Source organism: Hydrogenophaga sp. (assembly GCF_030651625.1).
Classification (GTDB): Bacteria; Pseudomonadota; Gammaproteobacteria; order Burkholderiales; family Burkholderiaceae_C; genus Hydrogenophaga.
In genome coordinates this window covers 26,374-51,685 of sequence record NZ_JAUSCF010000023.1, presented here as the reverse complement: position 1 = coordinate 51,685, position 25,312 = coordinate 26,374, and the positions used below count along the sequence as shown (strand labels likewise).

Here is a 25,312-nt window from a genome sequence, read left to right as displayed (position 1 = left end):
CCGGAGCGCGTGGCTTACTCCAAGGGCGCGGTGGAACCGGCTTGCCGGGCCACTCGCGCCGTCCTGTGCTGCCCCTGGACCAAATCACCTCGCTTTGGAGATGTGCCCGTATTTCGTTTCGGCGCATCCTGCTGAAGACAATGCCGGAGCGCGTGGCTTACTCCAGGGGCGCGGTGGAACCGGCTTGCCGAGCCACTCGCGCCGTCCTGTGCTGCCCCTGGACCAAATCACCTCGCTTTGGAGATGTGCCCGTATTTCGATTCGGCGCATCCTGCTGAAGTCCATGCCGGAGCGCGTGGCTTACTCCAGGGGCGCGGTGGAACCGGCTTTGCCGGGCCACTCGCGCCGTCCCCCCTCGAAGCGCCGCGCAGCGGCGCGCAACGGAGGGGGGAAGCTGCGTCAGCAGCGCAGGGGGGAGCTACCCAATATTCGTCGGGGCAAAGCCGTCGAGGCTGACCAGGCGGTGTTGTGCCAACGTGCGGTACAGGTCCGCCTCACCCACGGAGCGGGACAGGTAGGCGTCGCTGCCGGCGAGGCCCGCCTTGACGCGGTCCATGCTGCCAGCCGTGGGCGCAAACATGAACACCACCGGCGCGCCTTTGGGGCCCTTTTTCTGCTTGGCGACACGACAGACCTGCAGGGCATCGGGGTCGCCATTGAGGCGGTCGATGACAACCAGGCGGTAGGCGTGGTTCTGCATCATCACCAGCGCCTGCTTGGCTTCGCGCGACCAGTCGATGTTCAGGCCGTATTTCTTGAAGCGCTTGTGCAGGATGCGTCCTTCGACCAGGCTTTCTGCAACCAGCAACATGTCGCCGCGCGGGACGTCTGGCACAGAAGCCTTTTCCGTACCCGGGGCCGACTTGGTCGCTCGCCCGGAGCGCGTCACCGGGTTGGACGGCGGCGAGGGCATCTCGTCCAGGCCGCCAAAGTCGGTCAGGCGCACCACCCCCTGACGCGTGGAAGACCGTGGGGCCATCGCCGGCGGGGCGGCTGCGCTGGTCTCGCGTTGCATGGGACGCGTGGGGGGAAACTCCGAATCGACCGATCGGCGCCCGCTCTTGACGGCCGGAGCCATGGCGTGGTGCGCTTCGGCGCGTGCGCTTGTCGCGGGGGCGCGCTGCCCGACACGGCGCATGCTCTCGTCCAGACCCTGCAGCAAGGAACTGGTCGGATCGGTACTGGCGGGCGCCACCTTCGGACTCGGCGGACGCACCCCCACCAGGGCATCCAGCGCGGCCAGCACCGCCACCAGTTTCACCGGCTTGCGCTGCAAAGGCCAGCCTGTGCCGCCATCAGAGTTGCCAAGCAACAGCACCCGGCCGGGCAGTTCGGCGAACTGCACCAGATTCAGTGCCTGCTGATTGTCGGCATTGACGATCAGGATCTGTGCGTCCGACACCTCGTCCTGCACGGCGTAGGCCGGTGGACGGCGCGCCGCGAGACTGAAGAAGGATTCGAAGGTCGCTGATTCACTTTGTGCAAACCCCACCAGAGCGACCGAATACGCAGCAGCCATGCGTGTGCCTCAATGTGCTTTAACAAATTATTACTAATAAGTATGCCGCAATTTGGCAATACCCGGCAGTGCGTCCGGGGTCCACCGTGACACATTGCGCGACGTCAGTGATGTGAAGCCACAATGGGTGCCCCTTTCCAAACGCTGCAGGAACCCGGCATGGCCAGCATTTACGACTTCGAAGCCCTATCCATCGACGGGAAACCGGTGGCACTTGAGCAGTTCCGCAACAAGCCCCTTCTCATCGTCAACACCGCCAGCGCCTGCGGTTTCACACCCCAGTTCGGCGGCCTGGAGAAACTGCACCAGACCTACGGCGAGCGCGGCCTGGTGGTGCTGGGCTTTCCCTGCAACCAGTTCGGCAGCCAGGACCCGGGCAGCAACGAAGAGATCGGCGCCTTTTGCCAGAAGAACTTTGGCGTCACGTTCCCGATGATGAGCAAGATCGACGTCAACGGCGCCGGTGCACACCCCCTGTACCAGTGGCTCGCCGCCGAAGCGCCAGGCCTGCTCGGCAGCAAGGCCATCAAATGGAACTTCACCAAGTTCCTGGTGGGCAAGGACGGCCGTGTGATCAAGCGCTACGCACCCCAGGACGCGCCGGAAAAGCTGGCCAAGGACATCGAAGCGCAACTGGGGTAACCCGCCGTGGTGGCAAAGCCGGCGCAGGAAGCCTCTATATCCAGCGCAGCAACCACCCCGCCAGCAGCGGCAGGGCAACCGCGCTGAACAAGGCGCACAGCCCCATGGCCAGACCGGCGAAAGCGCCCATTTCGTCGCTCACCTGAAACGCTCGCGCGGTACCGATGCCGTGCGCGGCGGTGCCCAGTGCAAAGCCGCGCACGGTGGGGTCCTTGATGCGCAGCAGGTCAAACAGGGTGCGCGCGGTGGCCGCGCCCAGGATGCCGGTGCACACCACGAGCACGGCGGTCAGCGTGGGCAGACCGCCGATCTGTTCTGAAATACCCATGGCCACCGGTGCGGTGACCGACTTCGGCGCCAGTGACGCGATGGTGGCCTTGGACGCGCCCAGCGCCCAGCCCACACCGATGGCACTGACCGTGGCGGCCAGCGTACCCACCACCAGGGCCCCCAGCATGGGCAGCCACAGCCGCTTCAGACGAGCGAGTTGATCGAACAACGGCACCGCCAGCGCCACCGTGGCCGGGCCCAGCAAAAAGTGCACGAACTGCGCGCCTTCAAAGTAGGTCGCGTAAGGCGTGCTGGTGGCCCAGAGCAGTGAACCCAGCACGATCACGGACAGTGCCACCGGGTTGGCCAGCGGATGAAAGCCGGTGCGCCGGTATGCCACGAACGCGGCGTGATACACGAGCAGCGTGGCGGTGAGGCCCAGCAGTGGTGAAGCCGACAGGTAGACCCACACGTCGGCCAGGCGACCGGCCGACGCGCCCGCGAGCGGCGAGACCTCGTTCAAGACCCATCCTCGCCGTTGGCAGGCGCCACGCGCTTCATGAGCCAGGCCATGGTGATCGCCGCGCTCGCCAGCCCGACCCAGGTACTGATCACCAGGGCCACGCCAATGGCGAGCGCTTCGTCACCCAGCCGCTGCAGGTGCAGCATCACGCCCACGCCGGCGGGCACGAACAGCAGCGAGAGGTGCTGCAAGAGCGTCTGCGCCGTGGGCTTGATGGCGCCGGTCCACGCCGGCCGCAACACGAGCGCAAGCAGCAACAAAGCCATGCCCACCACCGGCCCGGGCACCGGCACCACCAACGCGCGCACCAGCGCCTCGCCCACCAGCTGGAACGCCAGCAGTGTCGCGAACGCCGGGATCACGAACGGGCGCCCTCGAACCAGGGCCAGTCCACGTCGCCAAGGGTTGCTGCAGCCGCGTGGGCCCTGCGTGCAGAGGTCAATGATCTTTTGATGAAGCGGTCACACATCCCCGTTTTCCTCCGACGTGAAATGACATTTCCAAGGGCGCCGCGGAACGGGCTTCGCCCGGCCGCTACGCGCCGCCCCCCTGGGGGGGTGACGCCGCAGGTGGCGCGGGGGGGGTCAACAGACTGTCCAGCACTTCCACCCAGTGCCGCACCGGGATGGACGTGCCGCTCTGCAGATGGGTGATGCAGCCGATGTTGGCGCTGGTGATCACGGCCGGCTGAAGTTCGCCCAGGTGGCCCAGCTTGCGGTCGCGCAACTGGTACGACAGCTTGGGATTGAGCACCGAGTACGTGCCGGCCGAGCCGCAGCAGAGGTGGGCCTCGTTCCTGGCCACCTGCACATTGAATCCCAATGCGGTCAGGTGTGTTTCCACGTCACCCTTGAGCTGCTGGCCGTGTTGCAGGGTGCAGGGTGGGTGATAGCCGATGACCTTTTTCGCATCGGGCACGCTGGCCAGCTTGGGTTTGAGCGCGGGCACCAGCTCGTGCAGGCATTCGCTCAGATCCTTCGTCAGCAGGCTCACACGCGCGGCTTTGTAGGCATGGGTCGGGTCGTCGGCCAGGATGTGACCGTATTCCTTCACGGTGACGCCGCAGCCCGAAGCGTTCATCACGATCGCCTCGACCCCCCGCTCCAGCAATGGCCACCAGGCGTCTATGTTGGCGCGCATCTGCGTCTTGCCGCCTTCCTGATCGTTGAGGTGGAACTTGACCGCGCCGCAACAGCCGGCTTCGGGAGCGATCACGGTCTGGATACCGGCCGCGTCCAGCACGCGCGCGGTGGCGCTGTTGATGTTGGGCATCATGGCTGGCTGCACGCAGCCGGCCAGCATCAACACCTTGCGGTCATGGGTGTTGGTGGGCCAGGGGCCGGCATCCTGCTTGGCCGGGACCTTGTTTTTGAGTGAAGCAGGCATGAGGCCACGCACCATCTGGCCCATCTTCATGGCGGGACCAAACAGCGGAGAAGGCAAGCCCTCCTTCAGCAGCCAGCGCACGACCTTTTCGCTCGCCGGGCGCGGCACTTTTTCGTCTACCAGTTTGCGACCGATGTCGATCAGGTGCCCATAGTCCACCCCGCTGGGGCAGGTGGTTTCGCAGTTGCGGCAGGTGAGGCAACGGTCCAGGTGCAGCTGCGTCTTGCGTGTGGGCTCTGCCCCTTCGAGCACCTGCTTCATCAGGTAGATGCGCCCTCGCGGACCATCGAGCTCGTCGCCAAGCAACTGGTAGGTGGGACAGGTGGCGGTGCAGAACCCGCAGTGCACACATTTGCGCAGGATGGCTTCGGCCTCGCGGCCGTCGGCACGCTGCTGGTATTCGGGGGAGAGATTGGTTTGCATACGGGTCAATCCATGGAAGCCTGGCGACGGGCCGCCCCAAGCCGGGTTCGCGCCCCTTCGGGGGGCAGCGACCCGCGCAGCGGTGGAGCGTGGGGGCTCATGTCCGGCCTGGATTGAAGATACCCGCCGGATCGAACTCGGCGCGCAGGCGCTGGGTGATGGTGGCGATGGCGGGCGACTGCTGGTCAAAGCGCGGAACGCCTGTTGCACCGTTGGCCCCGGTGCGGAACAGGGAGGCGTGTCCGTTCACGGCGGCGGCGGCCGCGCGGATTCTGGCAGCGTCGGATGCAGGCGCCCACATCCAACGCTGGGCGCCATGCCATTCAATCAGCTGGGCGTGGGGCAAGCCCAGCGTGGGAGCGGTCTGCGGTACCGAGAGGCGCCACAGGCACAGCTCGGGCGAAGGCGCCTCGAAGTAAGGCAGTCGGTGGTCGCGGCAGTCGGCCCAGTCGGGTGCGGCTTGCGTGTTGTGCATGCGCTCGCCGGCCGCCTCGCGCAGCATGCGCTCACACGCCGCCTCCACCGCAGCAACGGCACCGCGCAGGCGAACGAACAGCAGTTCCGGTGAGTTGGCCTGTGTGTCATCTCGCACCCAGCAGCTGGCATTCAGCGGCAGCGGCTGGCCGCCCCAGCGGTGCAATTGTTCCAGCGCGTCGTGCTGACTCAAAGTGAACACCAGCGTGGCTTCGGCCGGTGCGACCGGCAGAACCTTGAGGCTCACTTCGGTGATCAGCCCCAGCGTGCCCATGGATCCGGCCATGATGCGGCTGACGTCGTAGCCGGCCACGTTTTTCATCACCTGGCCACCGAAGGTGAGCAACTCGCCGCGACCGTTGATGAAGCGGCAGCCCAGCACGAAGTCGCGCACACCGCCGGCGCTGGCGCGTGCAGGTCCGGACAGCCCGGCGGCCACCATGCCACCCACGGTGCTTCCTTCGCCAAAGTGCGGCGGCTCGAACGCCAGACATTGCCCCTTCTCGGCCAGTGCCGCTTCCACTTCCGCCAACGACGTGCCGGCGCGCACGGTGATGACGAGTTCGGTGGGTTCGTGACTGACGATGCCTGCCCACGCCGCCATGGACAGGACTTCGCCCTGAGCGGGCTCGCCGTAGAAGCGCTTGGTGTCGCCCCCGACGATGCGCAGCGGTGTGCCTGCGCCGCTGGCTGCGCGTATCTGTTCGATCAGCTGGACCGGTTCTTCTGCAACGTGGGAAATCATGGCGGACATGGTAGCCGCCGGTGCCTGTTCCAGGCTTGAATTTTTTGCACGCAGCGATGCAATCGCCCTGGGCGCCTTCTGTCCTGCAGCGCCCGTCGGATGATGGTGTCAGCTCGCGTGGCCCAGGCACATGCCTGCATTGGGCCTGCCCTTGCATTCCCGCTTCAGTCTTCTGGCTCTGGCTGCGGGGGTCTCGTCTGACGGTGCCTTGATGAAACGCACGCTGGTGGGCAGACGGGGATCGGCCGTGCTGGCTGGGGCCTCATTTGTGACAGTGGCGGGCTTGTGTGTCTGAGCCCAGACAGACGGACCGACAAGGCACAGCAGGACCAGGGCGAGGATCGGGCGCACGCGAGGAATGCGACGGATGTGCGACGGGGTCATGGTGTCCTCCTGATGTGGTGATGCATCGCGGACATCATAGGGAGGCGTCGGCTGGATGCGGAGGGACCCCTGCCATCCTGGCCCGGAGCCGTTTGGCCAGGGCATTGAGAAGCCCGGTCCGACTGGCTGAATGGCTCGCACTTGTTCATGGCGAGGCCCTGAGGCCATGCCAAAAAAAGAGCCCGCATGCCAATGGCATTGCGGGCTCAACGTCCAGGGAGATTTCGGCTCCGCGGGCAGCGAGCAGCACTGGCTGGCTCGCCGCCGCAGGAGAAAGATCAGCGGTTGTAGGCGGTTTCGCCGTGGGAGGTGATGTCCAGACCCTCGCGCTCGGCTTCTTCCGTGACGCGCAGGCCCACCATCATGTCCACGATCTTGTAGGCGACGAAAGCGACCACCGACGACCAGACCATGGTGATCAGCACGCCCTCGGCCTGGATCAGGACCTGGCTGCCGATGGCGAAGTCGTCGCCGCCGGTGCCGCCCAGGCCAGGTGCTGCGAACACGCCGACCAGGATGGCGCCGATGATGCCGCCGATGCCGTGGATGCCGAACACATCGAGCGAGTCGTCAGCGCCCAGCATCTTCTTGAGGCCGTTCACGCCCCAGAGGCAGACGAAGCCAGACACCAGGCCGATGATGATGCCGCCCATGGGGCCTACCGAGCCGCAGGCCGGGGTGATGGCCACCAGGCCAGCCACCGCGCCGGACGCAGCGCCCAGCATGGATGCCTTGCCCTTCCCCAGTGCTTCACCGATGCACCACGCCAGCACGGCGGCGGCGGTGGCAAACAGCGTGTTGATGAACGCCAGGCCGGCGCCGCCGTTGGCTTCCAGGTTGGAGCCGGCGTTGAAGCCGAACCAGCCCACCCACAGCAGCGAAGCACCGACCATGGTCAGCGTCAGGCTGTGCGGTGCCATCGCTTCCTTGCCGTAGCCGATGCGCTTGCCCACCATGTAGGCGCCCACCAGACCGGCCATGGCCGCGTTGATGTGCACGACAGTGCCGCCGGCGAAGTCCAGCGCGCCCTTGTCGAGCAGGTAGCCGCCGGCACCCCAGACCATGTGGGCGATCGGCAGGTAGCTGAAAGTGAACCAGATGGCGCAGAACAACAGCACGGCGCTGAACTTCATGCGCTCGGCGAACGAGCCCACGATCAGGGCGCAGGTGATGCCGGCGAAGGTGGCCTGGAAAGCCACAAAGATGTACTCGGGAATCTTCACGCCGTCGGTGAAGGTATCGGCCAGCGAGTCGGCGTTGATGCCCATCAGGAACACCCGGTCCAGGTTGCCGATGATCAGTCCCTCGCCTCCGAAGGCCAGGCTGTAGCCGTAAACGGCCCACAGCACGGTGATCAGCGAGAACACCACCATGACCTGCATGAGCACGGACAGCATGTTCTTGCTGCGCACCAGGCCACCGTAGAACAGCGCCAGGCCGGGCAGGACCATCAGCACGACGAGGATGGTGGAGACCATCATCCAGGCCACGTCGCCCTTGTCGACCGTGGGGGCAGCTTCTTCTGCAGCAGGGGCCTCGGCCGCAACAGGTGCGGCTTCGGTGGTTTCCATCGCGGCCGCGGGTGCTTCGGTCGCCGTCTGGGCGATGGCGTTGACGCCACCAAAGGCCAGGCCCAATCCCAGCATCAGGGTTGCTATGAGGTTTTTCATGTTCATGTGCTTTCTTGTACGGGAAGGGCGATCAGAGGGCTTCATTGCCCGTTTCGCCGGTGCGGATGCGCACCACTTGTTCGAGGTCGCTGACGAAAATCTTTCCGTCGCCGATTTTTCCGGTGCGTGCTGCGCCTTCAATGGCTTCGATCACGCGCTCGACGAGGTCGTCCGCCACGGCGGCCTCGATCTTGACCTTGGGCAGGAAGTCGACCACGTACTCGGCACCGCGGTACAACTCGGTGTGGCCTTTCTGACGACCAAAGCCCTTGACTTCGGTGACAGTGATGCCTTGCACGCCCATGCTGGAAAGTGCTTCTCGCACCTCGTCCAGCTTGAACGGTTTGATGATGGCTGAAACCATTTTCACGACGAACTCTCCTGGGGGTTGTGTAGGGTCCATAGCCCCAAGCACAATGTGTGCCACATCGGTGCAAAAGTGGCCACAAAGCGGTCTTGACGCACCAATTCAGAGAGCCAACGACAAACAACCTGTGCGCAAAGCGTCACAGGTTGTTGACGGTTGAGGGCGGGCGTCATCTCAGGTGCCCCTTGCAGAGCACGCTACTTGTTGACGAACTCCGGATAGGCTTCCTGACCGCACTCGGCCAGGTCCACGCCCTTGTACTCGTCTTCTTCGGACACCCGGATGCCCATGATCATCTTGAGCGCGCCCCAGACGATCAGGCTGGTGCCGAACACCCACACGAAGATGGTCAGGCCGCCGATGATCTGGCCCGAGAAGCTGGCGTCGCTGTTGGTCAGCGGAACCAGCAGCAGCCCCAGAATGCCGCAGGTGCCGTGCACCGAGATCGCGCCCACCGGGTCGTCGATCTTGAGCTTGTCCAGGAAAGTGATGGACAGCACCACCAGAATGCCGCCGGCAAAGCCAAACAGCGTGGCCAGCAGGGGCGTGGGGGTGGAGGGTTCGGCGGTGATCGCCACCAGCCCGGCGAGTGCACCGTTGAGCAGCATGGTCAGGTCGGCCTTGCCATACAGCAGACGCGACAGCAGCAGCGCGCCCACGGCGCCGCCGGCGGCGGCCGTGTTGGTGTTGAGGAACACCATGGCCACGCTATTGGCGTTGGCAATGTCACCCAGCTTGAGCACCGAGCCGCCATTGAAGCCGAACCAGCCCATCCAGAGAATGAAAGTGCCCAGCGTGGCCAAGGGCAGATTGGCGCCGGTGATGGCCCGCACCTCGCCCTTGGGGCCGTACTTGCCCTTGCGGGCGCCCAGCAGAATCACGCCCGCCAGCGCAGCGGCGGCACCCGCCATGTGCACGATGCCCGAACCAGCAAAGTCGGAGAAGCCCAGGTCACCGAGGGTGTACATGCCGAACACCGAGGCGCTGCCCCATGTCCATGAACCTTCCATGGGGTAGATGAAGCCCGTCATGACCACAGCAAAGGCCAGGAAGGCCCAAAGCTTCATGCGCTCGGCCACCGCGCCGGAGACGATGGACATGGCCGTGGCCACGAACACCACCTGAAAGAAGAAGTCGGAAGCGTTGGCGTAGATGGAGTCGCCACCAAAACCGCCTTCGCGCGTGGCGAATTCGGCCAGCTTTTCGGTCGCGAGGTTTTCACCGCCGGCAATACCGGAGAGGAAAATGTCGCCCTCATACATGATGGCGTAGCCGCACACCAGGTACATGATGCAGGCAATGGCAAAGAGCGCGACGTTCTTGGTCAGGATCTCGGTGGTGTTCTTGGAACGCACCAAACCTGCTTCAAGCATCGCGAAGCCGGCGGCCATCCACATGACCAGCGCGCCGCAAACCAGGAAATAGAACGTGTCCATGGCGAACTGGAGTTCGTACACGTGGTTGGCGACGTCGGCCGATTGGGCCATGGCGGTACCGGCGAGCAGGGCCAAGCCGGCACCCAGCAGGGTGTTTCGGGTTTTCATGAGGGGTTTCCTTTCAGAGGGCTTCTTTGCCGTTTTCGCCGGTGCGGATCCGGACAACTTGTTCCAGATCGCTGACGAAAATCTTTCCGTCGCCGATTTTTCCGGTGCGCGCGGCACCTTCAATGGCTTCGATCACGCGCTCGACGAGGTCGTCAGAAACTGCGGCTTCGATCTTGACCTTGGGCAGGAAATCGACCACGTACTCTGCGCCGCGGTACAGCTCGGTGTGCCCCTTTTGACGACCGAAGCCCTTGACTTCGGTGACAGTGATGCCTTGCACGCCCATGCTGGAGAGCGCTTCTCGCACCTCGTCCAGCTTGAACGGCTTGATGATGGCGGTGACCATTTTCATGCTGTGATTCCTCTTCTGGAAACTCGGGAAGGCGCCCGACCCAAAGGCCTGCCGCCCGCGTTGTTGCATTCGCTCACAACGCTATGCAGGGACCATGCCAATCCGAATTCGGAGTCTGTCCGGCCCACCGCACACATCCTTCTGACGCCACCACTTCCCCCAAACTTGGGGTGGGTTTGAACCCTGCGTGTGCCATGATTTCCGGGTTGGCGCACGTCTCGCGCCATGACACCAAAAGCGTGCGCACCATTCAGGTGCGCTATTCCGAAGGTCAAACACGTGGCCATCGGAGGCGTTAAGCGCACCAAATCAGGGAGAAAACATGAGCTTGTCGCTGGTGCACAGCCGCGCGTTGCTGGGGCTGGAAGCACGGCCGGTCTGTGTGGAGGTCCATCTGGCCAACGGGCTGCCCAGTTTCACGCTGGTCGGGCTAGCCGATACCGAAGTCAAGGAAGCGAGGGAGCGGGTCCGGTCGGCGATTGCCAACAGCGGTCTCGACTTTCCCAGCAACAAGCGCATCACGGTCAACCTCGCACCGGCCGACCTCCCCAAGGACTCGGGTCGCTTCGATCTGCCGATTGCGCTGGGCATCCTCGCGGCCAGCGGCCAGATCAGTGCGGCACGCCTGGCGGGCTGGGAATTTGCGGGTGAGTTGTCGTTGGGCGGCGAGTTGCGACCGGTGCGCGGCGCGCTGGCCATGAGCCTGGCCTTGCATCGCTCATCGCCCGGCAGCGGAGGGCCGGCACTTCCCACCCGGCTGGTGCTGCCCCCAGGCAGCGCCGAAGAAGCGGCCCTGGTGCCGGAAGCGCAGGTTTACCGGGCGAGACATTTGCTGGATGTGATTGCCCACTTTCTTCCGGAATCACAAAACGTGACCGAACCCCCGCCAGACGACGGTGGCTGGCAACGGCTGACCCCTACCAGCGCCGGTCGCGCGCCCCACTACGCCGATCTGGCGGATGTGAAAGGCCAGATCGCAGCCAAGCGTGCATTGGAGATCGCGGCGGCCGGCGGCCACAGCCTGCTGATGATGGGGCCGCCCGGATCGGGCAAGTCCATGCTGGCCCAGCGCTTCGCTGGCCTGCTACCCCCCATGAGCTCACTCGAAGCCCTGGAGTCGGCGGCCGTGGCCTCGCTGGCGGGACGGTTCTCGCTGGAGCGCTGGGCGCAGCGCCCCACCTGCGCGCCCCATCACAGTGCCAGCGCCGTGGCGCTGGTGGGCGGTGGTTCGCCCCCAAGACCGGGTGAAATCTCGCTGGCGCACCACGGTGTGCTCTTTCTGGATGAACTGCCCGAGTTTCCAAGGGCCGCGCTCGAGGCCCTGCGCGAGCCGCTGGAGAGCGGCCACATCCGCATCTCCCGCGCGGCCATGCAGAGCGAGTTTCCGGCCCGCTTCCAGCTCATTGCGGCCATGAACCCGTGCCCCTGCGGCTTTTTGGGGCATCCCACCAAAGCCTGCCGGGACACGCCCGATCAGATCGCCCGCTACCAGGGCAAGCTCAGCGGCCCCCTGCTCGACCGCATCGACCTGCATGTGGAAGTGCCCGCGCTGCCACCCGACGACCTGTTGCAAGGCGCTGCCGGGGAACCCAGCAGTGCGGTGCGTGAGCGTGTGCAGACCGCGCGCGCCCTGGCCCACACCCGGCAAGGCCAGCCCAACCAGGCCCTGGCCGGACAGGCGCTTGACGAGCACGTGCTGGCCGAAACCACTGCGCTGAAGTTCCTCAACACCGCCGCTGCCCGCCTCGGCTGGAGCGCGCGCAGCACCCACCGCGCCTTGCGCGTGGCCCGCACCATTGCCGACCTGGCGGGCGCCCAGGGCGTGAGCGCGAGCCACGTGGCGGAAGCGGTGCAATACCGGCGGGTCTTGCGTCAGACCCCGTGAAACCGGCGTCTGGAGCCTGCACCCTGGCCAAACGCCGGTCAAACCTCTTTGCTCAAGAACAGCCACGTCGATGCTGCGCGCACGTGCTGGTAAGGTGCACCTTTTTCTGCCATCCCTGTTCTCAGTGAGGAGACCGCCATGAGCTACCCCGACACCCGACTTTTCATCCAAAACGAATGGCGCGAAGCCACTGCTGGCGAGACGCTCCCCGTGTTCAACCCGGCCACCGGCAAAGAGATCGGCCGCGTGGCGCACGCCCGCCAGGCCGACCTGGATCTGGCACTCGAGGCCGCACAAAAAGGCTTCGAGGCCTGGCGCGACACGCCGGCCATCACCCGTTCCAGAATCATGCGCGCCGCCGCAGGGCTCATGCGTGAACGCGCCGGCGCCATCGCCGCGTTGTTGACGCAGGAGCAAGGCAAGCCGCTGGCCGAGGCCAAGGGTGAAGCCATGGCCGCTGCCGACATCATCGAATGGTTCGCCGACGAAGGCCTGCGTGTCTACGGCCGCATCGTGCCCTCGCGTGGCAACCTCGCCATGCGCCAGATGGTGCTGAAAGACCCGATCGGCCCCGTGGCCGCTTTCACGCCGTGGAACTTCCCCATCAACCAGGTCGTGCGCAAGCTGGCGGCGGCCCTGGCCACGGGCTGCTCCATGATCGTCAAGGCGCCCGAAGAAACCCCGGCCGCACCCGCCGAGCTGGTACGCGCCTTTGCCGACGCCGGTCTGCCCCCGGGTGTGCTCGGTCTGGTCTATGGCACACCATCCGAGATCTCCAGCTACCTGATCGCCCACCCGGTCATTCGCAAGATCACCTTCACCGGCTCCACGCCGGTGGGCAAACAGCTCGCCGCACTGGCCGGCCAGCACATGAAACGGGTGACCATGGAGCTGGGCGGGCACGCGCCAGTGATCGTGGCCGAAGATGCCGACGTGGCCCTGGCCGTGAAGACCGCGGGCGGTGCCAAGTTCCGCAACGCGGGACAGGTTTGCATCTCGCCCACGCGCTTTCTGGTGCACGAGAGCATTGCCAAGGACTTCTCTGCCGCATTCGTCAAACACGCTGTCGGTCTGGCGGTGGGCGACGGTACCGCCGAGGCCACTCAGATGGGCCCGCTGGCCAATCCGCGCCGTGTCACGGCCATGGCCGAGTTCACCAGGGACGCGGTGGAGCGCGGCGCCACACTGGCCACGGGTGGTGAGCGCATCGGTGAAGCCGGCAATTTCTGGCAGCCCACCATCCTGACCGACGTGCCGCTCGATGCCCGCGTGTTCAACGACGAGCCTTTCGGCCCGATGGCGGCGGTGCGCAGTTTCCAGACGCTGGACGAAGCCATTGCCGAGGCCAACCGCCTGCCCTTCGGGCTGGCAGCCTATGCCTTCACGAGCTCCCTGAAGAACGCAGACCTGCTGGCGCGCCGTGTGGAGGTGGGCATGCTGTGGGTGAACATGCCGGCCATGCCGTCGGCCGAGATGCCTTTTGGCGGCATCAAGGACTCGGGCTACGGGTCAGAAGGTGGACCGGAGGCCATGGAGGCCTATCTGAACGCCCGCGCCGTGACCATCATGAACGTCTGATGGAATCCAACTGGAAACCGCCAGGCGGTTTCGTTCCAAGGGGCGTTGACGCTAGAAGCCGCCACCGCGACCATCTCGGCCGCGCAACCCGCAAAGGGTCAAGTGACATTCAGGCTGTTCTGCGTTGCTAACATGATTCCGGCTTGCGCAAAAGCCGCCTCAATTCACGGCGCCGACCAGGCGCTTTCAACGGGAGCCCCCATGTCACTTTTCAAGCTCACCTCCATCGCTGCCGCTCTGCTGGTGGCGTCGGCCACCGTCATGGCGAAGCAGCCCGACCAGCGCGCGATCGAATTCGCCAAATCCATCGCCGATCAATCCCCCCAGCAACCCAAGGCCGCGACGGGTCAGGGCAACGGATCCATCTTCAGCGCCTTGCAGGCGGTCCTGAACTCGCTGGTCAAGAAGGACGGTACCCAATGATGCGCACCGTTTCTGTTCGCGGCCGCTTGCTTGTCGCCGCCCCTCTGTTGTCGGCGCTGTTGCTGGGTTGTGGCGGTGGATCCTCCGGGGCCGAGGTGGTGCCGCTGTACGCAGGCACCTACTTCGTGGTGATGAACAAGACGGTGGACGATTGCAACACCGGCGTGGCCAACCGCATCGAGGTCATCCAGACGGTCAGCCAGTCGGGGCGCAACGTGACGCTGGTGAGCAACGCGGCGGTCCTGCAAGGCCAGGTGGACCCAGACAACTTCGGCATCTCTACATCGGGCCAGACCTTTCAGGACGGTGTGCGCGTGACCACCGGGGTGGTGTACCGCGCCTCCAACACGCCGGGCCTGTTTGGCGCCGGCCTGTCCATCGTGGCGGATTCGGACCGTCAACGCTGCATCGTGGCCTACAACGGTCAGGCGCAATTGCAGTGAGTCTGAACGCCAGCGACGCCGGGCGTTTGGCGGCGGCGCTGGCGGCGAGTTTCACGCGCTGAGATGCGCCCTTCACTGCCCTACAAAACAACCGCTAGAACATGGGCTGGCGCGTGTTGGAAGCTTCCACTTCCCGGAAACGCACACACACAGGATCGTTCGTGAAGCCCGGGCTGCGGCATTCGCGGGTGCGGCACACCTCCCGTGCAACGAAGTTGGTGCTGGAAGCGCAAATCATGTCCACCGTCTGAACTGGCCGCGACGGCTGGGCCGCCGCGAGGGCAGCGACTTCTGCCGCCCTTTGCCGGGCGGCTTCTTCTGCGCGGCGTCGCGCTTGTTCCGCCTGTTGTTGCTCGCGGACCTGCTCTGCCCGCACCTGCTCGACAGCGGCCAGAGCGCGGGCTTCTTTTTCGCGCTGTTCGCGCAGGCGGCGTGCCCGGTCTGCCGAGGCCACCGCTGCAGCCTGTTGCTTGATGCGCGCGGCCTGTTCATCCGCTGCGGCCACCGACGCGGCATCGGCATCCACAAGATCATCTTTCGATGCAATGGCAATGCTTGCGCCGAGTTGGGCCCCCAGGCCCGCAGTCTGGGCGACCACCGGAACAGCAGAGACCGCGACAGGCACGGGCATGGCGCTCTCCTGTGCGCTCCACCACCAGGCTGCGACGGCGGTGGCCACCAGTGCCAGGCTCACCATCACCACCAGCTTGGCGTTGCTGCCGCTGGGCGCGACCGATACAGGAATGGGCTTGGTGGGTGCCACGATGTCGGGCACCAGTGAAGCGTGGCAGTTCTTGCATGAGGTGGCCACCAGCGAGTTCTTCGCCTGGCAAGCGGGGCAGATTTGCGTCGGGCCTTTGGATGCCGTTTCTTCAGCAGGGGCTGCCGGAGCCGCTGCGGCAGAACCTGCCAGCGCGACCATGGACGTGGCACAGCCCCGGCAGAACAACGCCTTGTCCCGGTTGTCTGTACCACACGCTATGCAAACCGCCATGAATCACCTGATCGCTTAAGTTGGATGGGGTTTCTAGCACGCGGCTCTGCGAGACGTTCAGCCAGGTTTGCAGGCGGCGAAAACGGTGGGATGGACGGCAGTCCGGCCGTCAAAACACCCCCGTCAGATGAGTACTAAAGAATTGGCGCCAGCCAGCGCTGCAATTCGTTTTGCGGCACACCGCTGCGCCTGGCGAGATCCTGCGCCTGGTCTTCACCGATCTTGCCGACGTTGAAGTAGGTGCTCTCCGGGTGGCTCAGGTAGAAGCCGCTCACGCTGGCAGCCGGGGACATGGCCAGGCTTTCGGTGAGCGTCATGCCGATGTCCTTGCATTGCAGCAGCTCGAACATGGCGCGCTTGACGCTGTGGTCCGGACAGGCCGGGTAGCCGGGGGCGGGGCGGATGCCCTGGTACTTTTCCTTGATGAGGTCTTCATTGCTGAGCACCTCGTCGGCAGCGTAGCCCCAGAGGTCGGTGCGCACGCGCTGGTGCAGGCATTCGGCAAAGGCTTCGGCCAGGCGGTCGGCGAGCGACTTGAAAAGGATGGCCGAGTAGTCGTCGTGCGCGTCAAGGAACTGCTGTTCCTTCTTCTCCACGCCCAGGCCGGCGGTCACGGCGAACAGGCCCACGTAATCATCGGCCACACCCTGGGGTGCCACGAAATCGGCCAGGCAACGGCTGGGGCGCATCACACCGTCGATTTCCTGCTTTTCGGTCTGCTGGCGCAGGCCGTGCCAGGTCAATGCCACGGTGCTGCGGGTTTCGTCGGTGTAGAGCGTGATGTCGTCATCGTTCACGGTGTTGGCCGGGTACAGGCCGATCACGCCATTGGCTGACAGCCAGCGGCCTTCGATGATCTTCTTCAACATCGCCTGTCCGTCGGCAAACACCTTGCGTGCGTGTTCGCCAACGATCTCGTCGTCCAGGATGGCGGGGTACGGGCCGGCCAGGTCCCAGGTCTGGAAGAAAGGGCCCCAGTCGATGTATTTGGCGATCTCGTTCAGGTCGAAGTTCTTGAAGACGCGCTTGCCGATGAACTTGGGTTTGTGGGGTTTGAAGTTGGCCCAGGCGGACTCCGAAGAGCCCTCACCCCAGCCCTCTCCCGCCAGCGGGAGAGGGAGTGAAGCCGGACGCCACTTGTTCGCGCGAGCCTTTTCAAGTGGCCACATCGGCACCTGCTTCTTGTTGGCGTGCTGGGTGCGCACCTTGTCGTAGTCGGCGTTGAGTTCGGCGATGTACTTCACCCGGCTGTCACCGATCAGGCTTTGCGCCACGCTCACGCTGCGCGAGGCGTCGGGCACATAGACCACGGGGCCGCTGTAGTGCGGCGCGATCTTCACGGCGGTGTGCACGCGGCTGCAGGTGGCACCGCCGATCAGCAGCGGAATCTGCGTGTCGCGGAAGTGCGCGTCCTTCTCCATCTCGCCGGCCACGTACTGCATCTCTTCCAGGCTGGGCGTGATCAGGCCGGAGAGGCCCACGATGTCGGCGCCCTCTTCCTTGGCCTTGGCCAGGATCTCGTGGCAGGGCACCATCACACCCATGTTCACCACTTCAAAGTTGTTGCACTGGAGCACCACGGTGACGATGTTCTTGCCGATGTCGTGCACGTCACCCTTCACGGTGGCGATCACGATCTTGCCTTTGGGTTTCACGTCGCCACCCGCCGCCTGCAGGGCCAGCTTTTCGGCCTCGATGTAGGGCAGCAGGTGGGCCACGGCCTGCTTCATCACGCGGGCGCTTTTCACCACCTGCGGCAGGAACATCTTGCCCTGGCCGAACAGGTCACCGACCACGTTCATGCCGTCCATCAGCGGGCCTTCGATCACGTGCAGCGGGCGACCACCGTCGGCTTCGATCAGGCGCCACATCTCTTCGGTGTCTTCGGTGATGAACTCGTTCATGCCGCGCACCAGCGCGTGCGTCAGCCGCTCGCGGATCGGCAGGCCACGCCATTCGTTGCGCTTGCTGTCGTCCTTGGCCGCGCCTTTGGCGTTTTCGGCCACATCCACCAGACGCTCGCCGGCATCGGGCCTGCGGTTCAGCACCACGTCTTCCACACGCTCGCGCAGCTCAGGCTCCAGTTCGTCGTACACGCCCACCATGCCGGCGTTGACAATGCCCATGTCCATGCCGGCCTGAATGGCGTGGTACAGGAACACGGTGTGGATGGCTTCGCGCACCGGGTCGTTGCCGCGGAAGCTGAAGCTCACGTTGGACACACCGCCGCTCACCTTGGCGCCGGGCAGGTGCTGCTTGATCCAACGCGTGGCGTTGATGAAGTCGACCGCGTAGTTGTTGTGCTCTTCAATGCCAGTGGCGATGGCAAAGATGTTGGGGTCGAAGATGATGTCTTCCGGCGGAAAACCCACCTCGTCCACCAGCACACGGTAGGCGCGCTCGCAGATCTCGATCTTGCGCTCGTAGGTGTCGGCCTGACCCTTTTCGTCGAAGGCCATCACCACGGCGGCGGCGCCATAGCGCTTCACCAGACGCGCCTGTCGTTTGAACTCGTCCAGGCCCTCTTTCATGCTGATGGAGTTGACCACGCCCTTGCCCTGCACGCAGCGCAGGCCGGCCTCGATCACGTCCCATTTGGAGCTGTCCACCATCACCGGCACGCGCGCGATGTCAGGCTCGCCAGCGATGAGGTTCAGGAACTTCACCATGGCGGCCTGGCTGTCCAGCATGGCCTCGTCCATGTTGATGTCGATGATCTGCGCGCCGTTTTCCACCTGCTGGCGCGCCACGGCCAGCGCCTGCTCGTATTCGCCGTTCAGGATCATGCGGGCGAAAGCCTTGGAACCGGTGACGTTGGTGCGCTCGCCCACGTTGACGAACAGACTGCCTTCGCCAATGCGCAGCGGCTCCAGGCCGGAAAGCAGCATGGGGGGCACGGGGGTGGACGAGGCGGGAGACGAAACGGTATCGGACATGAGGCTCACCAGAGGGGCTGACAAAAACTGGTGAGCGCCGTTGGGTGACCCGGCACGGTGTGCGGGATCAGGAACCGGGGTTCCCCCTCAAGCCTGACACCGGGTGCGCGCGATGGAAACATCGGGCCCGGCGCTGCAGCGCTCCTTGAGAACCTTTGATTTTAGCGGCTCCTCACGCGAGACGGCCGCTGACGCGTACGGCTACACGCCGTCCAACTCTCCGGCCAGCGCCCAGTGCCGGCCCTGGCGGTGCAGGATCGCGTTGACGGCTTCACCATTCAGGCGCTTGGCCTGCAGCATGGCTTCGCGCAGATCGGCCAGCCCACCTTTGGTGAGCGCCGAAAGATCGATGAAGGTGCACACATCGCGCGAGGGCATGACCGCCACCACGCCGTTGGGCGCGTGTTTCTTGAGCGTCTTGTCCCACAGGTCGTCCAGCAGCAGCACGCTGCTCTCATGGGAGCCGTCGAGCTTGATGTGCAGGGCGCGGTAGCTGGCGTCCTTCGCGTTGGCCCTTTTGAGCTTCAGCTCCCCCTTCACCAGGCGGCTCAGATTCGCCAACGCCATGCGGTGCAGCTCATCGACCGAGAGTCCGGCGTCTGCCAGGTCTGACGCCAGCACGGCGTTGAAACGCTTGCCGTCTTCGACCACGTACTGCACACCAAACGCGCCTTTGGTGGCGCGGGTCACGGGCAGGTCCAGCAGGCTCAGGTCTCCGTCCAGGGGAATTTTCAGATCGCGCATGACCAGCTCAGGGGGCATCTGCGCGCCGTCGGCAAGGCCTTCTGTGTCGATCAGGCGAATGCGCGGCAGTGCGCCTGACAGCCGCGCCAGCGCCTGCTGGCGGACCACATCGTTGGCTGGCCATTGCACGGCGCTGGCCGCCGGTTCGGCGCGGGACTTCTCAGTTGCCACGGGTTTGGTGGAAGCCGCGGCCTGGGTATCGATGCGATGCACCCCTTCGCGCTCTTCCCCCCCTCCCAGCACCTCCACCTCATCCGCCGCTTTCATCTTCTCGACCGTGTCGGGCTTTGGGGACCTGCGCGCTTTTTTGGCACGTTGCTGCTCTCGCGTTTGGGCCCGTTGGCGGGCCGCTTCGGCGCTGTGGCCGGCCTGGCTGGGCGACTGCCAGGAGCTGTGCGCGGATGAACCGCGGCCGATGAACGCGGCCACAGGAATCAGCCGCACGATCGGAGCCAGGGCGAGCAACAGGAACAAGCCCTGCTGGGCCGGTCGCATGCCGGAGGCCTTTCCCGCCTGGATGACCCCCCAGGCAATGGCGATTGCAGCCCCTGCGTACGCCCCCATGGCCACAAGGCCCAGCGGGCCATCCGCCGCGCTGACGATCAGGGCCAGCCAGAACACCACCTCACCCACCAGCCCCAGTTGCATGAACCGGCGGGCATCCAGCAGCAGGGCCTCTCGCACGTCTGCTGCCGTGATTCGGAGCTCATACCGGTCGTCTTCATCTTCAAGTGAGATTTCCATGGCGTTCATAGGCATTCGCTCAAAAGAAGCAAATCATAAGTAAATAGCACTCAGATGCCCATGGCACAGAGCCGCCGGAAACCGCCTTTCGTCGGGCCCCGAACCTGAACGATCGCGCGCATTGGTGCAGGAATTGCTTGATGACGCCACCTACCTCTGCCTCGCATGCCACACCCACTCACCGACTCCGAATCAACGACCGCCGACTGGCACGCCCAGGAGCTGCTGCTCATGCGCGAGGTGATGAAGCTGGTGGGGCGCAGCCTGGCACCGGCAGAGGTGTTTCGCGAAATGCTGCACCTGATGAGCGAGCTGCTGGGCCTGAACCGGGGGCGCATGATCCTGGCCGACGACGCGTTGCCCGGGCGCAGCCGCACAGCGTCCATCCGCCACGCCTACGGCCTCACGGCCAATGAGATCGCGCGCGGGGTGTTTCACTGGGGTGAAGGCGTGACCGGGCGGGTGCTGGCCGGTGGCCTGCCAGCCATCGTGCAAGACGTGGACGCAGAGCCGCTGTTTCTGTTCCGCACCGTGGCGCGCGCCCAGTTGCCGCCGCAGACCGTGGCCTACATCGCCCTGCCCATTGCGCTCAATGGCGTGACCATTGGCGTGCTGGCATGCCACCGCATCCGCAGCCGCCAGCGCCACCTGAACGACGACCTGGCCGTGCTGCGCATTCTGGCCACGCTGGCCGGGCAGCTGCTGCAACTGGAACAGCTGGTGGCCGAACAGACGCGCCAGCTCGAAGCCCGTAACGCCGAACTGGCCCGCGCCCTGGACACCAACACCGCGCGCTACGGCCTCATTGGCCGGTCACCCGCGCTGCTGCAGGCGCTGGGCGAACTGGAGCGGGTGTCGCAGTCGCAGGCCACGGTGCTGCTGCTGGGCGAGTCCGGCACCGGCAAGGAACTGTTTGCCCGCGCGGTGCACCTGGCCAGTGGCCGGCACGACCAGCCCTTCATCAAGGTGAACTGCTCGGCCATACCGGAAACGCTGTTCGAATCCGAATTGTTCGGCCACGAACGCGGCGCCTTCACCGGCGCCAACTCAGCACGCCCGGGCTGGTTCGAACAGGCCAACGGCGGCACCATCTTTCTGGACGAGATTGGCGAGCTGCCGCTGGCCATGCAGAGCAAGCTGCTGCGCACGCTGCAGGAAGGCACGCTGGTGCGGCTGGGCGGTCAGCGCGAAGTGCGCATCGACGTGCGCCTGGTGGCCGCCACCAACCGCGACCTGGCGCGCGAAGTGCAGGCCGGCCGCTTCCGGCAAGACCTGTACTACCGCCTGAACGTCATCCCCATTCGCCTGCCCAGCCTGCGCGAACGCCGCGACGACGTGCGCGCCCTGGCCCTGCACTTCATCAGCCGTGCCAACCAGGCTCACCAGCGCAACGTGCACCTGGCCCCCGACGCCATGGCCCGCCTGGAATCGCTGGACTGGCCAGGCAACATCCGTGAACTGGGCAACCTGGTGGAACGCCTGGTGCTGCTGGCCGACCACACGCCGGTGATGGCTGCCGAACTGGAGCGGTTTCTACCGGGCGCGGCGGAAACTTCGATGCTGGCGCCTGCGGATTCCTCTCCGCCATTGACTTCGGCGGACCACGCAGACACCAATGGCGGTGCGCCCCTGGTGCGGGACTACCTTCGCGCGCAGTCACACAGCGTCCAGTCGCTGCAGGACGCGCTGGCGCGCCACCAAGGCAACCAGTCGCGGGCGGCGCAGAGTCTGGGGTTGACCTTGCGGCAGTTCGGTTACCGGCTTCGCAAGGCGGGGTTGCGGTGAACATTGATGTGTCAGGTCAACGCACGGGGGCACCGGATGTGTGACAGCATCTGCTCCAATCCCTTGAACAGCGACCGCCAGGACGCATGTGCATTCACAGACGCCAACAACACGAGGCCCACATGAAGACCATTGACGAGATGCTGCACCTGGCCTTGCTGTCCCCCGACGAGCACCAGCAGATCAGCACCTGGATCGCGCAGGCTCAATCACCCGATGAGATCTTGAAGATGCCACCCTCGCTGTGGCGGGCGGTCGAACGGGCCAGTGCGGTCATGGGGATTGATGAGGATCTGTTGCGGCCACCGGCGCTGGATGCTGACGACCTGGTTTGCCGATAGGGCGCCACCTTTTCGACCGATTGGATTGACCATCAAAGCCAATCAGATTCAATCCCTTCCCGTTGCGTGGAGTCCAACTACGTCAAGTTAGCTGCGGCCATACGCCGACCACCTCACGATCGGACCTCGCCCCATCTGGACCGACATGTAAACGCTTCGAAAGCCACCGAGGTCTTTGACTTGAATTCGGGACCAAGCCTTCTTCATGTACTCGAGCGAATGTAGGGAAAAGAGTGGATACATAACTGGGACGAGGAGGTACCCTGGTCCGTAGGCTTCTCTGCTTGGAAGGTATGACTTCTTCTCCAGTTTTTTCCTCACGACATCTACAAACCGATCTGCGAATCTCGCATCTGGCTCTAGAAATGGGCCATATTCAATTGCCCTGTGTTTCTCTTCGGGTGTGGCGTACGAATACTCATCTTGCGCAAAAGCACCACTCCAAAAGGCGTCCGTCACCTCGACCCAGCTCGTTGTTCGCCCAGAGCGAATGATTGCCTCTGGCTGGGTCGGTTCGGCAACAACCTCATAGCTCGCTCGATATCGTGAGTTGAGCCAAGAGATAAACGCAGCCACCTGTGCCCGTTCATGCTCTTGCTGTGTATCCCTGCGTCTGTGCATGCGCAACTATCCACCCGGCTGAACCGCATGCTGCAAAACCTCGGTCGCCCACTGATTGAGGCTCTTCCCTGCCGCCTGAGCCGCCACCAGCGCACGACCGTGAATCTCTGGGGGGACACGCAGGAGCAGCTTGCCTGAAGCAGGCTTCTCTGGTGTTACGCCCTCCTTCTTGCACTCGGCCAGGTAGTCGTTTACCGCATGCTCGAATTCCGCACGCAGTCCAGAAACGGTTTCACCATGGAAGCTGATGATGCCGTGGATACCCAGGATGCGACCCACGAAAATGTTGTCGCGCTCGTCGTATTCGACCCGGGCGGTATAGCCCTTGTGGGACATGGTGTTCATGGCTGTACTCCTACACGTTCAAGCATTTCGCGAGCCTCTTCAACCTGATAACGCTTCGCTTCCTTGCCCGGATGAGGTCGATGGCAACGCCATTGTTCACCCTGCAGTTCAATCTTTACGCGCGAGCCCTCGCGCTCGGTGACGGAACCCCCAAGCGCCTTGATCAGCGATTCGATGTCCGAGAAAGGAATGGACGCCGACGTTGGGCGCGTGAAGATCGCGAGAAGGGTCTTGCGCTGCTTGGCGTTCATAGACGGATGATATCGAAAAGTGATATCACCGACAACCAACGCAGTCGCCTCTCAAAGGCAGTTCTCTCGCTGCAAGTACCTGCCCACGCTCGCCGTCAGTCTGGCTGCATCGCCTTTACCCGTAGCAGCAATGTGTTGACACATTGGCAACACATTGACCTGGGTGAGATCTTTCAACAGAAGTCTCCCTGGGTCGAAAACCCCAATTTAACCAAGAAAATCAACAACTTATCTGCCGATCAACCGCTCCGGACACACCCCTTCCCCACATGGCACGCCCATTGCAAAGAAGCCCCCAGGCAATCCCGCCCGCCGCTTCTTTTGATGAGGTTTCCATGAGCATCGACGCCATCCTGATCGCACCCGATCAACTCGCCGCCCTGCAAGCCGCCGGACCCGTGGTGGTCATCGACACCCGTGACGCGGACACCTTTGCCGCCGGCCACATTCCCGGCGCAGTGAACCTGCGCGAGGTGTTCACCTTTCTGGCCACCTCCACACCCGAAGGCCTGCAGGCGCTCAAATCGACCTTCGCGGAAGCGTTGGGCAAGGCAGGCCTCTCTGGCAAGGAAACCGCCGTGTTCTACGAAGACGCGATGAACAGCGGCTACGGTCAGTCGTGCCGGGGCTACTACCTGCTCACCTGGCTGGGCTACCCCAAGATCAAGGTGCTCAATGGCGGCTTCAGCGCCTGGAAGGCTATGGGCCTGCCGGTGTCCACCGAAGCGGCCACCCCTGTGCCCGCCACTTTCCCTGACCAGCCCCTGACCGATGTGATGCTCACCCAGGCCGACGTGCAGGCCGCGCTGGGCACCGACACCGTGCTGCTCGACGTGCGCGATGTGGACGAATGGATTGGCGACAGTTCCAGCCCCTACGGCAAGGACTTCGCGCCTCGCAAGGGCCGGCTGCCGGGCGCGAAGTGGGTGGAGTGGTACCGCTTCATGAAGCCTTCAGCCCAGGGCCCGGTGTTCAAGACGCCGGACGAGGTGAAGGCCGAATGCGCCACCGCCGGCATTGCGCCAGACGACACGATCTACCTGTATTGCTTCAAGGGCGCGCGCGCTTCCAACACTTTCCTGGCGCTCAATCAGGCCGGCTTCAGCGATGTGCGCATGTACTTTGGTTCGTGGAACGAATGGTCGCGCGACGAGAGTCTGCCGATCGAAACCGGTCTGCCTGTGGCCGCTTCTGCCAAAGCCAGCAAGCAGCCAGAAATGGCCCTTGCTGCCTGAACCAGTCTGCGACCTCCTTCACTTCCCCCTTTCCCTTTTTCACTTCATCGAACCCACGGAGACGCCATGTCCGACGCCACCACGCTTGAACCCACCACCACCGTCACCGCCTACCTGCGCCCCATCGACGGCGATGGTCTGGCCACCTTTGCCGCCAAGGGCAAGGCGAACCCCGGCAGCCGGGGCACCAACAAGGTCCACACGGTGATGGAGGGCCAGTACCGTTCGCTCTCCTACGTGGGCAATCACGCGCCGGTGGTGGTGGACGAGCCGCTGCACCTGTTCGGCGAAGACACGGCGCCCGCGCCGGGCGAGATCGTGCTCAGTGGCCTGGGTGGTTGCATTGCCGTGGGTGTGACAGCCGTGGCCACCTGGAAGGGTGTGAAGCTGAGCAAGCTGGAGGTGTTTCTGGAAGGCGACATCGGCAACCCGGCTGCCTGGGGTGCCGGCGGTGCGCTGGAGAAAACGCCGCCTGAAATGGGCTTTCAGGCCATTCGCGTGAAGGTGCTGGTGGAAGGGGATGCACCGCGCGAAGTGCTGGACGAGATCGTGCAGCACGCCAACTTCTATTCGCCGGTGGCCAACAGCATGCGCAACCCGATTCCGTTTGAGATTTCGATGGCTTGAGATTTCTTGCTCCCTCCTCCTTTGGGGGAGGGCAGGGGTGGGGGCATGCATGAAGCGGCGC

24 protein-coding genes and 1 riboswitch are annotated in these 25,312 nt (G+C 64.5%); of the genes, 9 read left to right on the top strand and 15 right to left on the bottom strand.

What is annotated here, in order from left to right; translation table 11 throughout:
- Positions 1-418: 418 nt before the first annotated feature.
- Positions 419-1,519, bottom strand: a complete 1,101-nt coding sequence (locus Q7V46_RS10320; RefSeq protein WP_304913455.1) for a response regulator — start codon at positions 1,517-1,519, stop codon at positions 419-421.
- A gap of 159 nt (positions 1,520-1,678) precedes the next feature.
- On the opposite strand from Q7V46_RS10320, the gene Q7V46_RS10315 reads away from it, so the two are divergent.
- Complete coding sequence (locus tag Q7V46_RS10315) at positions 1,679-2,161, top strand: glutathione peroxidase (protein ID WP_304913577.1); 483 nt, start codon at positions 1,679-1,681, stop codon at positions 2,159-2,161.
- Between the two features lie 34 nt (positions 2,162-2,195).
- Here Q7V46_RS10315 and Q7V46_RS10310 read toward each other — a convergent pair whose 3' ends face one another.
- The 9 genes from Q7V46_RS10310 to glnK (Q7V46_RS10270) form a co-directional block, all read right to left on the bottom strand.
- Positions 2,196-2,954, bottom strand: coding sequence for an LrgB family protein (locus Q7V46_RS10310; RefSeq protein ID WP_304913454.1), 759 nt, complete (start codon positions 2,952-2,954; stop codon positions 2,196-2,198).
- Positions 2,951-3,316, bottom strand: a complete 366-nt coding sequence (locus Q7V46_RS10305; protein WP_304913453.1) for a CidA/LrgA family protein — start codon at positions 3,314-3,316, stop codon at positions 2,951-2,953. The genes Q7V46_RS10310 and Q7V46_RS10305 overlap by 4 nt, the downstream gene beginning before the upstream one ends.
- 172 nt (positions 3,317-3,488) lie before the next feature.
- On the bottom strand, positions 3,489-4,763 hold the full coding sequence (glcF, locus tag Q7V46_RS10300; protein WP_304913452.1) for a glycolate oxidase subunit GlcF: 1,275 nt from the start codon (positions 4,761-4,763) through the stop codon (positions 3,489-3,491).
- 97 nt (positions 4,764-4,860) lie between these two features.
- A complete protein-coding gene (gene glcE / locus Q7V46_RS10295) occupies positions 4,861-5,991 on the bottom strand; it encodes a glycolate oxidase subunit GlcE (protein ID WP_304913451.1) in 1,131 nt (376 codons plus the stop codon).
- A 99-nt stretch (positions 5,992-6,090) separates the two neighbouring features.
- The gene (locus tag Q7V46_RS10290) at positions 6,091-6,366 is read right to left on the bottom strand and encodes a hypothetical protein (RefSeq protein WP_304913450.1); all 276 of its coding nucleotides are present in this window, start codon (positions 6,364-6,366) and stop codon (positions 6,091-6,093) included.
- Positions 6,367-6,644: 278 nt separating this feature from the next.
- Positions 6,645-8,036, bottom strand: coding sequence for an ammonium transporter (locus tag Q7V46_RS10285; RefSeq protein WP_304913576.1), 1,392 nt, complete (start codon positions 8,034-8,036; stop codon positions 6,645-6,647).
- A 31-nt stretch (positions 8,037-8,067) separates the two neighbouring features.
- A complete protein-coding gene (glnK, locus tag Q7V46_RS10280) occupies positions 8,068-8,406 on the bottom strand; it encodes a P-II family nitrogen regulator (RefSeq protein ID WP_304913449.1) in 339 nt (112 codons plus the stop codon).
- A gap of 194 nt (positions 8,407-8,600) precedes the next feature.
- Positions 8,601-9,947 carry an ammonium transporter gene (locus tag Q7V46_RS10275; RefSeq protein ID WP_304913448.1) on the bottom strand — a complete coding sequence of 449 codons (1,347 nt, stop codon included), beginning with the start codon at positions 9,945-9,947 and terminating at the stop codon, positions 8,601-8,603.
- Between the two features lie 13 nt (positions 9,948-9,960).
- Positions 9,961-10,299: a P-II family nitrogen regulator gene (gene glnK, locus Q7V46_RS10270; protein WP_304913447.1), complete on the bottom strand. Its 339-nt coding sequence runs from the start codon at positions 10,297-10,299 to the stop codon at positions 9,961-9,963.
- Between the two features lie 322 nt (positions 10,300-10,621).
- Here glnK (Q7V46_RS10270) and Q7V46_RS10265 point away from each other — a divergent pair, with 322 nt between their 5' ends.
- The 4 genes from Q7V46_RS10265 (at position 10,622) to Q7V46_RS10250 (ending at position 14,628) form a co-directional block, all read left to right on the top strand.
- A complete protein-coding gene (locus tag Q7V46_RS10265; RefSeq protein WP_304913446.1) occupies positions 10,622-12,184 on the top strand; it encodes a YifB family Mg chelatase-like AAA ATPase in 1,563 nt (520 codons plus the stop codon).
- 138 nt (positions 12,185-12,322) lie between these two features.
- Positions 12,323-13,762, top strand: coding sequence for an NAD-dependent succinate-semialdehyde dehydrogenase (locus Q7V46_RS10260; RefSeq protein WP_304913445.1), 1,440 nt, complete (start codon positions 12,323-12,325; stop codon positions 13,760-13,762).
- Positions 13,763-13,963: 201 nt separating this feature from the next.
- Complete coding sequence (locus Q7V46_RS10255; RefSeq protein WP_304913444.1) at positions 13,964-14,185, top strand: hypothetical protein; 222 nt, start codon at positions 13,964-13,966, stop codon at positions 14,183-14,185.
- Entirely contained in the window at positions 14,182-14,628 is a 447-nt protein-coding gene (locus Q7V46_RS10250; protein WP_304913443.1) for a hypothetical protein, read from the top strand. The genes Q7V46_RS10255 and Q7V46_RS10250 overlap by 4 nt, the downstream gene beginning before the upstream one ends.
- 94 nt (positions 14,629-14,722) lie before the next feature.
- Here the strand turns inward: Q7V46_RS10250 and Q7V46_RS10245 are convergent, their stop codons facing one another.
- The 3 genes from Q7V46_RS10245 to Q7V46_RS10235 all read right to left on the bottom strand — a co-directional run bounded on the left by Q7V46_RS10245 (position 14,723) and on the right by Q7V46_RS10235 (position 20,046).
- Positions 14,723-15,622, bottom strand: a complete 900-nt coding sequence (locus Q7V46_RS10245; protein WP_370690323.1) for a zinc ribbon domain-containing protein — start codon at positions 15,620-15,622, stop codon at positions 14,723-14,725.
- Positions 15,623-15,756: 134 nt separating this feature from the next.
- On the bottom strand, positions 15,757-18,558 hold the full coding sequence (gene metH, locus Q7V46_RS10240) for a methionine synthase (protein ID WP_304913441.1): 2,802 nt from the start codon (positions 18,556-18,558) through the stop codon (positions 15,757-15,759).
- 25 nt (positions 18,559-18,583) lie between these two features.
- Positions 18,584-18,711, bottom strand: a riboswitch (S-adenosyl-L-homocysteine riboswitch).
- 48 nt (positions 18,712-18,759) lie between these two features.
- Positions 18,760-20,046: a hypothetical protein gene (locus Q7V46_RS10235; protein ID WP_304913440.1), complete on the bottom strand. Its 1,287-nt coding sequence runs from the start codon at positions 20,044-20,046 to the stop codon at positions 18,760-18,762.
- 165 nt (positions 20,047-20,211) lie between these two features.
- Between Q7V46_RS10235 and Q7V46_RS10230 the strand changes: the two genes are divergently transcribed.
- Both Q7V46_RS10230 and Q7V46_RS10225 read left to right on the top strand, forming a co-directional pair.
- Entirely contained in the window at positions 20,212-21,831 is a 1,620-nt protein-coding gene (locus Q7V46_RS10230) for a sigma 54-interacting transcriptional regulator (RefSeq protein WP_304913439.1), read from the top strand.
- A 122-nt stretch (positions 21,832-21,953) separates the two neighbouring features.
- Complete coding sequence (locus Q7V46_RS10225) at positions 21,954-22,172, top strand: hypothetical protein (protein WP_304913438.1); 219 nt, start codon at positions 21,954-21,956, stop codon at positions 22,170-22,172.
- Positions 22,173-22,799: 627 nt separating this feature from the next.
- On the opposite strand, the gene Q7V46_RS10220 is transcribed toward Q7V46_RS10225, so the two are convergent.
- Positions 22,800-23,138 (bottom strand): type II toxin-antitoxin system HicB family antitoxin, encoded by a 339-nt coding sequence (locus Q7V46_RS10220; protein ID WP_304913437.1) that lies wholly within the window; start codon positions 23,136-23,138, stop codon positions 22,800-22,802.
- Positions 23,135-23,389, bottom strand: coding sequence for a type II toxin-antitoxin system HicA family toxin (locus tag Q7V46_RS10215; RefSeq protein ID WP_304913436.1), 255 nt, complete (start codon positions 23,387-23,389; stop codon positions 23,135-23,137). The genes Q7V46_RS10220 and Q7V46_RS10215 overlap by 4 nt, the downstream gene beginning before the upstream one ends.
- 335 nt (positions 23,390-23,724) lie before the next feature.
- On the opposite strand from Q7V46_RS10215, the gene Q7V46_RS10210 reads away from it, so the two are divergent.
- Both Q7V46_RS10210 and Q7V46_RS10205 read left to right on the top strand, forming a co-directional pair.
- Positions 23,725-24,624 carry a sulfurtransferase gene (locus Q7V46_RS10210; RefSeq protein WP_304913435.1) on the top strand — a complete coding sequence of 300 codons (900 nt, stop codon included), beginning with the start codon at positions 23,725-23,727 and terminating at the stop codon, positions 24,622-24,624.
- A gap of 66 nt (positions 24,625-24,690) precedes the next feature.
- Positions 24,691-25,251: an OsmC family protein gene (locus Q7V46_RS10205; protein ID WP_304913434.1), complete on the top strand. Its 561-nt coding sequence runs from the start codon at positions 24,691-24,693 to the stop codon at positions 25,249-25,251.
- The last annotated feature ends 61 nt before the right edge of the window (positions 25,252-25,312 follow it).

Coding starts and splice junctions, on each gene's coding strand:
- Q7V46_RS10320 (WP_304913455.1), bottom strand. CDS start 1,519: ATGGCTGCTGCGTATTCGGTCGCTCTGGTGGGGTTTGCACAAAGTGAA.
- Q7V46_RS10315 (WP_304913577.1), top strand. CDS start 1,679: ATGGCCAGCATTTACGACTTCGAAGCCCTATCCATCGACGGGAAACCG.
- glcF (WP_304913452.1), bottom strand. CDS start 4,763: ATGCAAACCAATCTCTCCCCCGAATACCAGCAGCGTGCCGACGGCCGC.
- glcE (WP_304913451.1), bottom strand. CDS start 5,991: ATGTCCGCCATGATTTCCCACGTTGCAGAAGAACCGGTCCAGCTGATC.
- Q7V46_RS10290 (WP_304913450.1), bottom strand. CDS start 6,366: ATGACCCCGTCGCACATCCGTCGCATTCCTCGCGTGCGCCCGATCCTC.
- Q7V46_RS10285 (WP_304913576.1), bottom strand. CDS start 8,036: ATGAAAAACCTCATAGCAACCCTGATGCTGGGATTGGGCCTGGCCTTT.
- Q7V46_RS10275 (WP_304913448.1), bottom strand. CDS start 9,947: ATGAAAACCCGAAACACCCTGCTGGGTGCCGGCTTGGCCCTGCTCGCC.
- glnK (WP_304913447.1), bottom strand. CDS start 10,299: ATGAAAATGGTCACCGCCATCATCAAGCCGTTCAAGCTGGACGAGGTG.
- Q7V46_RS10265 (WP_304913446.1), top strand. CDS start 10,622: ATGAGCTTGTCGCTGGTGCACAGCCGCGCGTTGCTGGGGCTGGAAGCA.
- Q7V46_RS10260 (WP_304913445.1), top strand. CDS start 12,323: ATGAGCTACCCCGACACCCGACTTTTCATCCAAAACGAATGGCGCGAA.
- Q7V46_RS10255 (WP_304913444.1), top strand. CDS start 13,964: ATGTCACTTTTCAAGCTCACCTCCATCGCTGCCGCTCTGCTGGTGGCG.
- Q7V46_RS10250 (WP_304913443.1), top strand. CDS start 14,182: ATGATGCGCACCGTTTCTGTTCGCGGCCGCTTGCTTGTCGCCGCCCCT.
- Q7V46_RS10245 (WP_370690323.1), bottom strand. CDS start 15,622: ATGGCGGTTTGCATAGCGTGTGGTACAGACAACCGGGACAAGGCGTTG.
- metH (WP_304913441.1), bottom strand. CDS start 18,558: ATGTCCGATACCGTTTCGTCTCCCGCCTCGTCCACCCCCGTGCCCCCC.
- Q7V46_RS10235 (WP_304913440.1), bottom strand. CDS start 20,046: ATGGAAATCTCACTTGAAGATGAAGACGACCGGTATGAGCTCCGAATC.
- Q7V46_RS10230 (WP_304913439.1), top strand. CDS start 20,212: ATGCCACACCCACTCACCGACTCCGAATCAACGACCGCCGACTGGCAC.
- Q7V46_RS10225 (WP_304913438.1), top strand. CDS start 21,954: ATGAAGACCATTGACGAGATGCTGCACCTGGCCTTGCTGTCCCCCGAC.
- Q7V46_RS10220 (WP_304913437.1), bottom strand. CDS start 23,138: ATGAACACCATGTCCCACAAGGGCTATACCGCCCGGGTCGAATACGAC.
- Q7V46_RS10215 (WP_304913436.1), bottom strand. CDS start 23,389: ATGAACGCCAAGCAGCGCAAGACCCTTCTCGCGATCTTCACGCGCCCA.
- Q7V46_RS10210 (WP_304913435.1), top strand. CDS start 23,725: ATGAGCATCGACGCCATCCTGATCGCACCCGATCAACTCGCCGCCCTG.
- Q7V46_RS10205 (WP_304913434.1), top strand. CDS start 24,691: ATGTCCGACGCCACCACGCTTGAACCCACCACCACCGTCACCGCCTAC.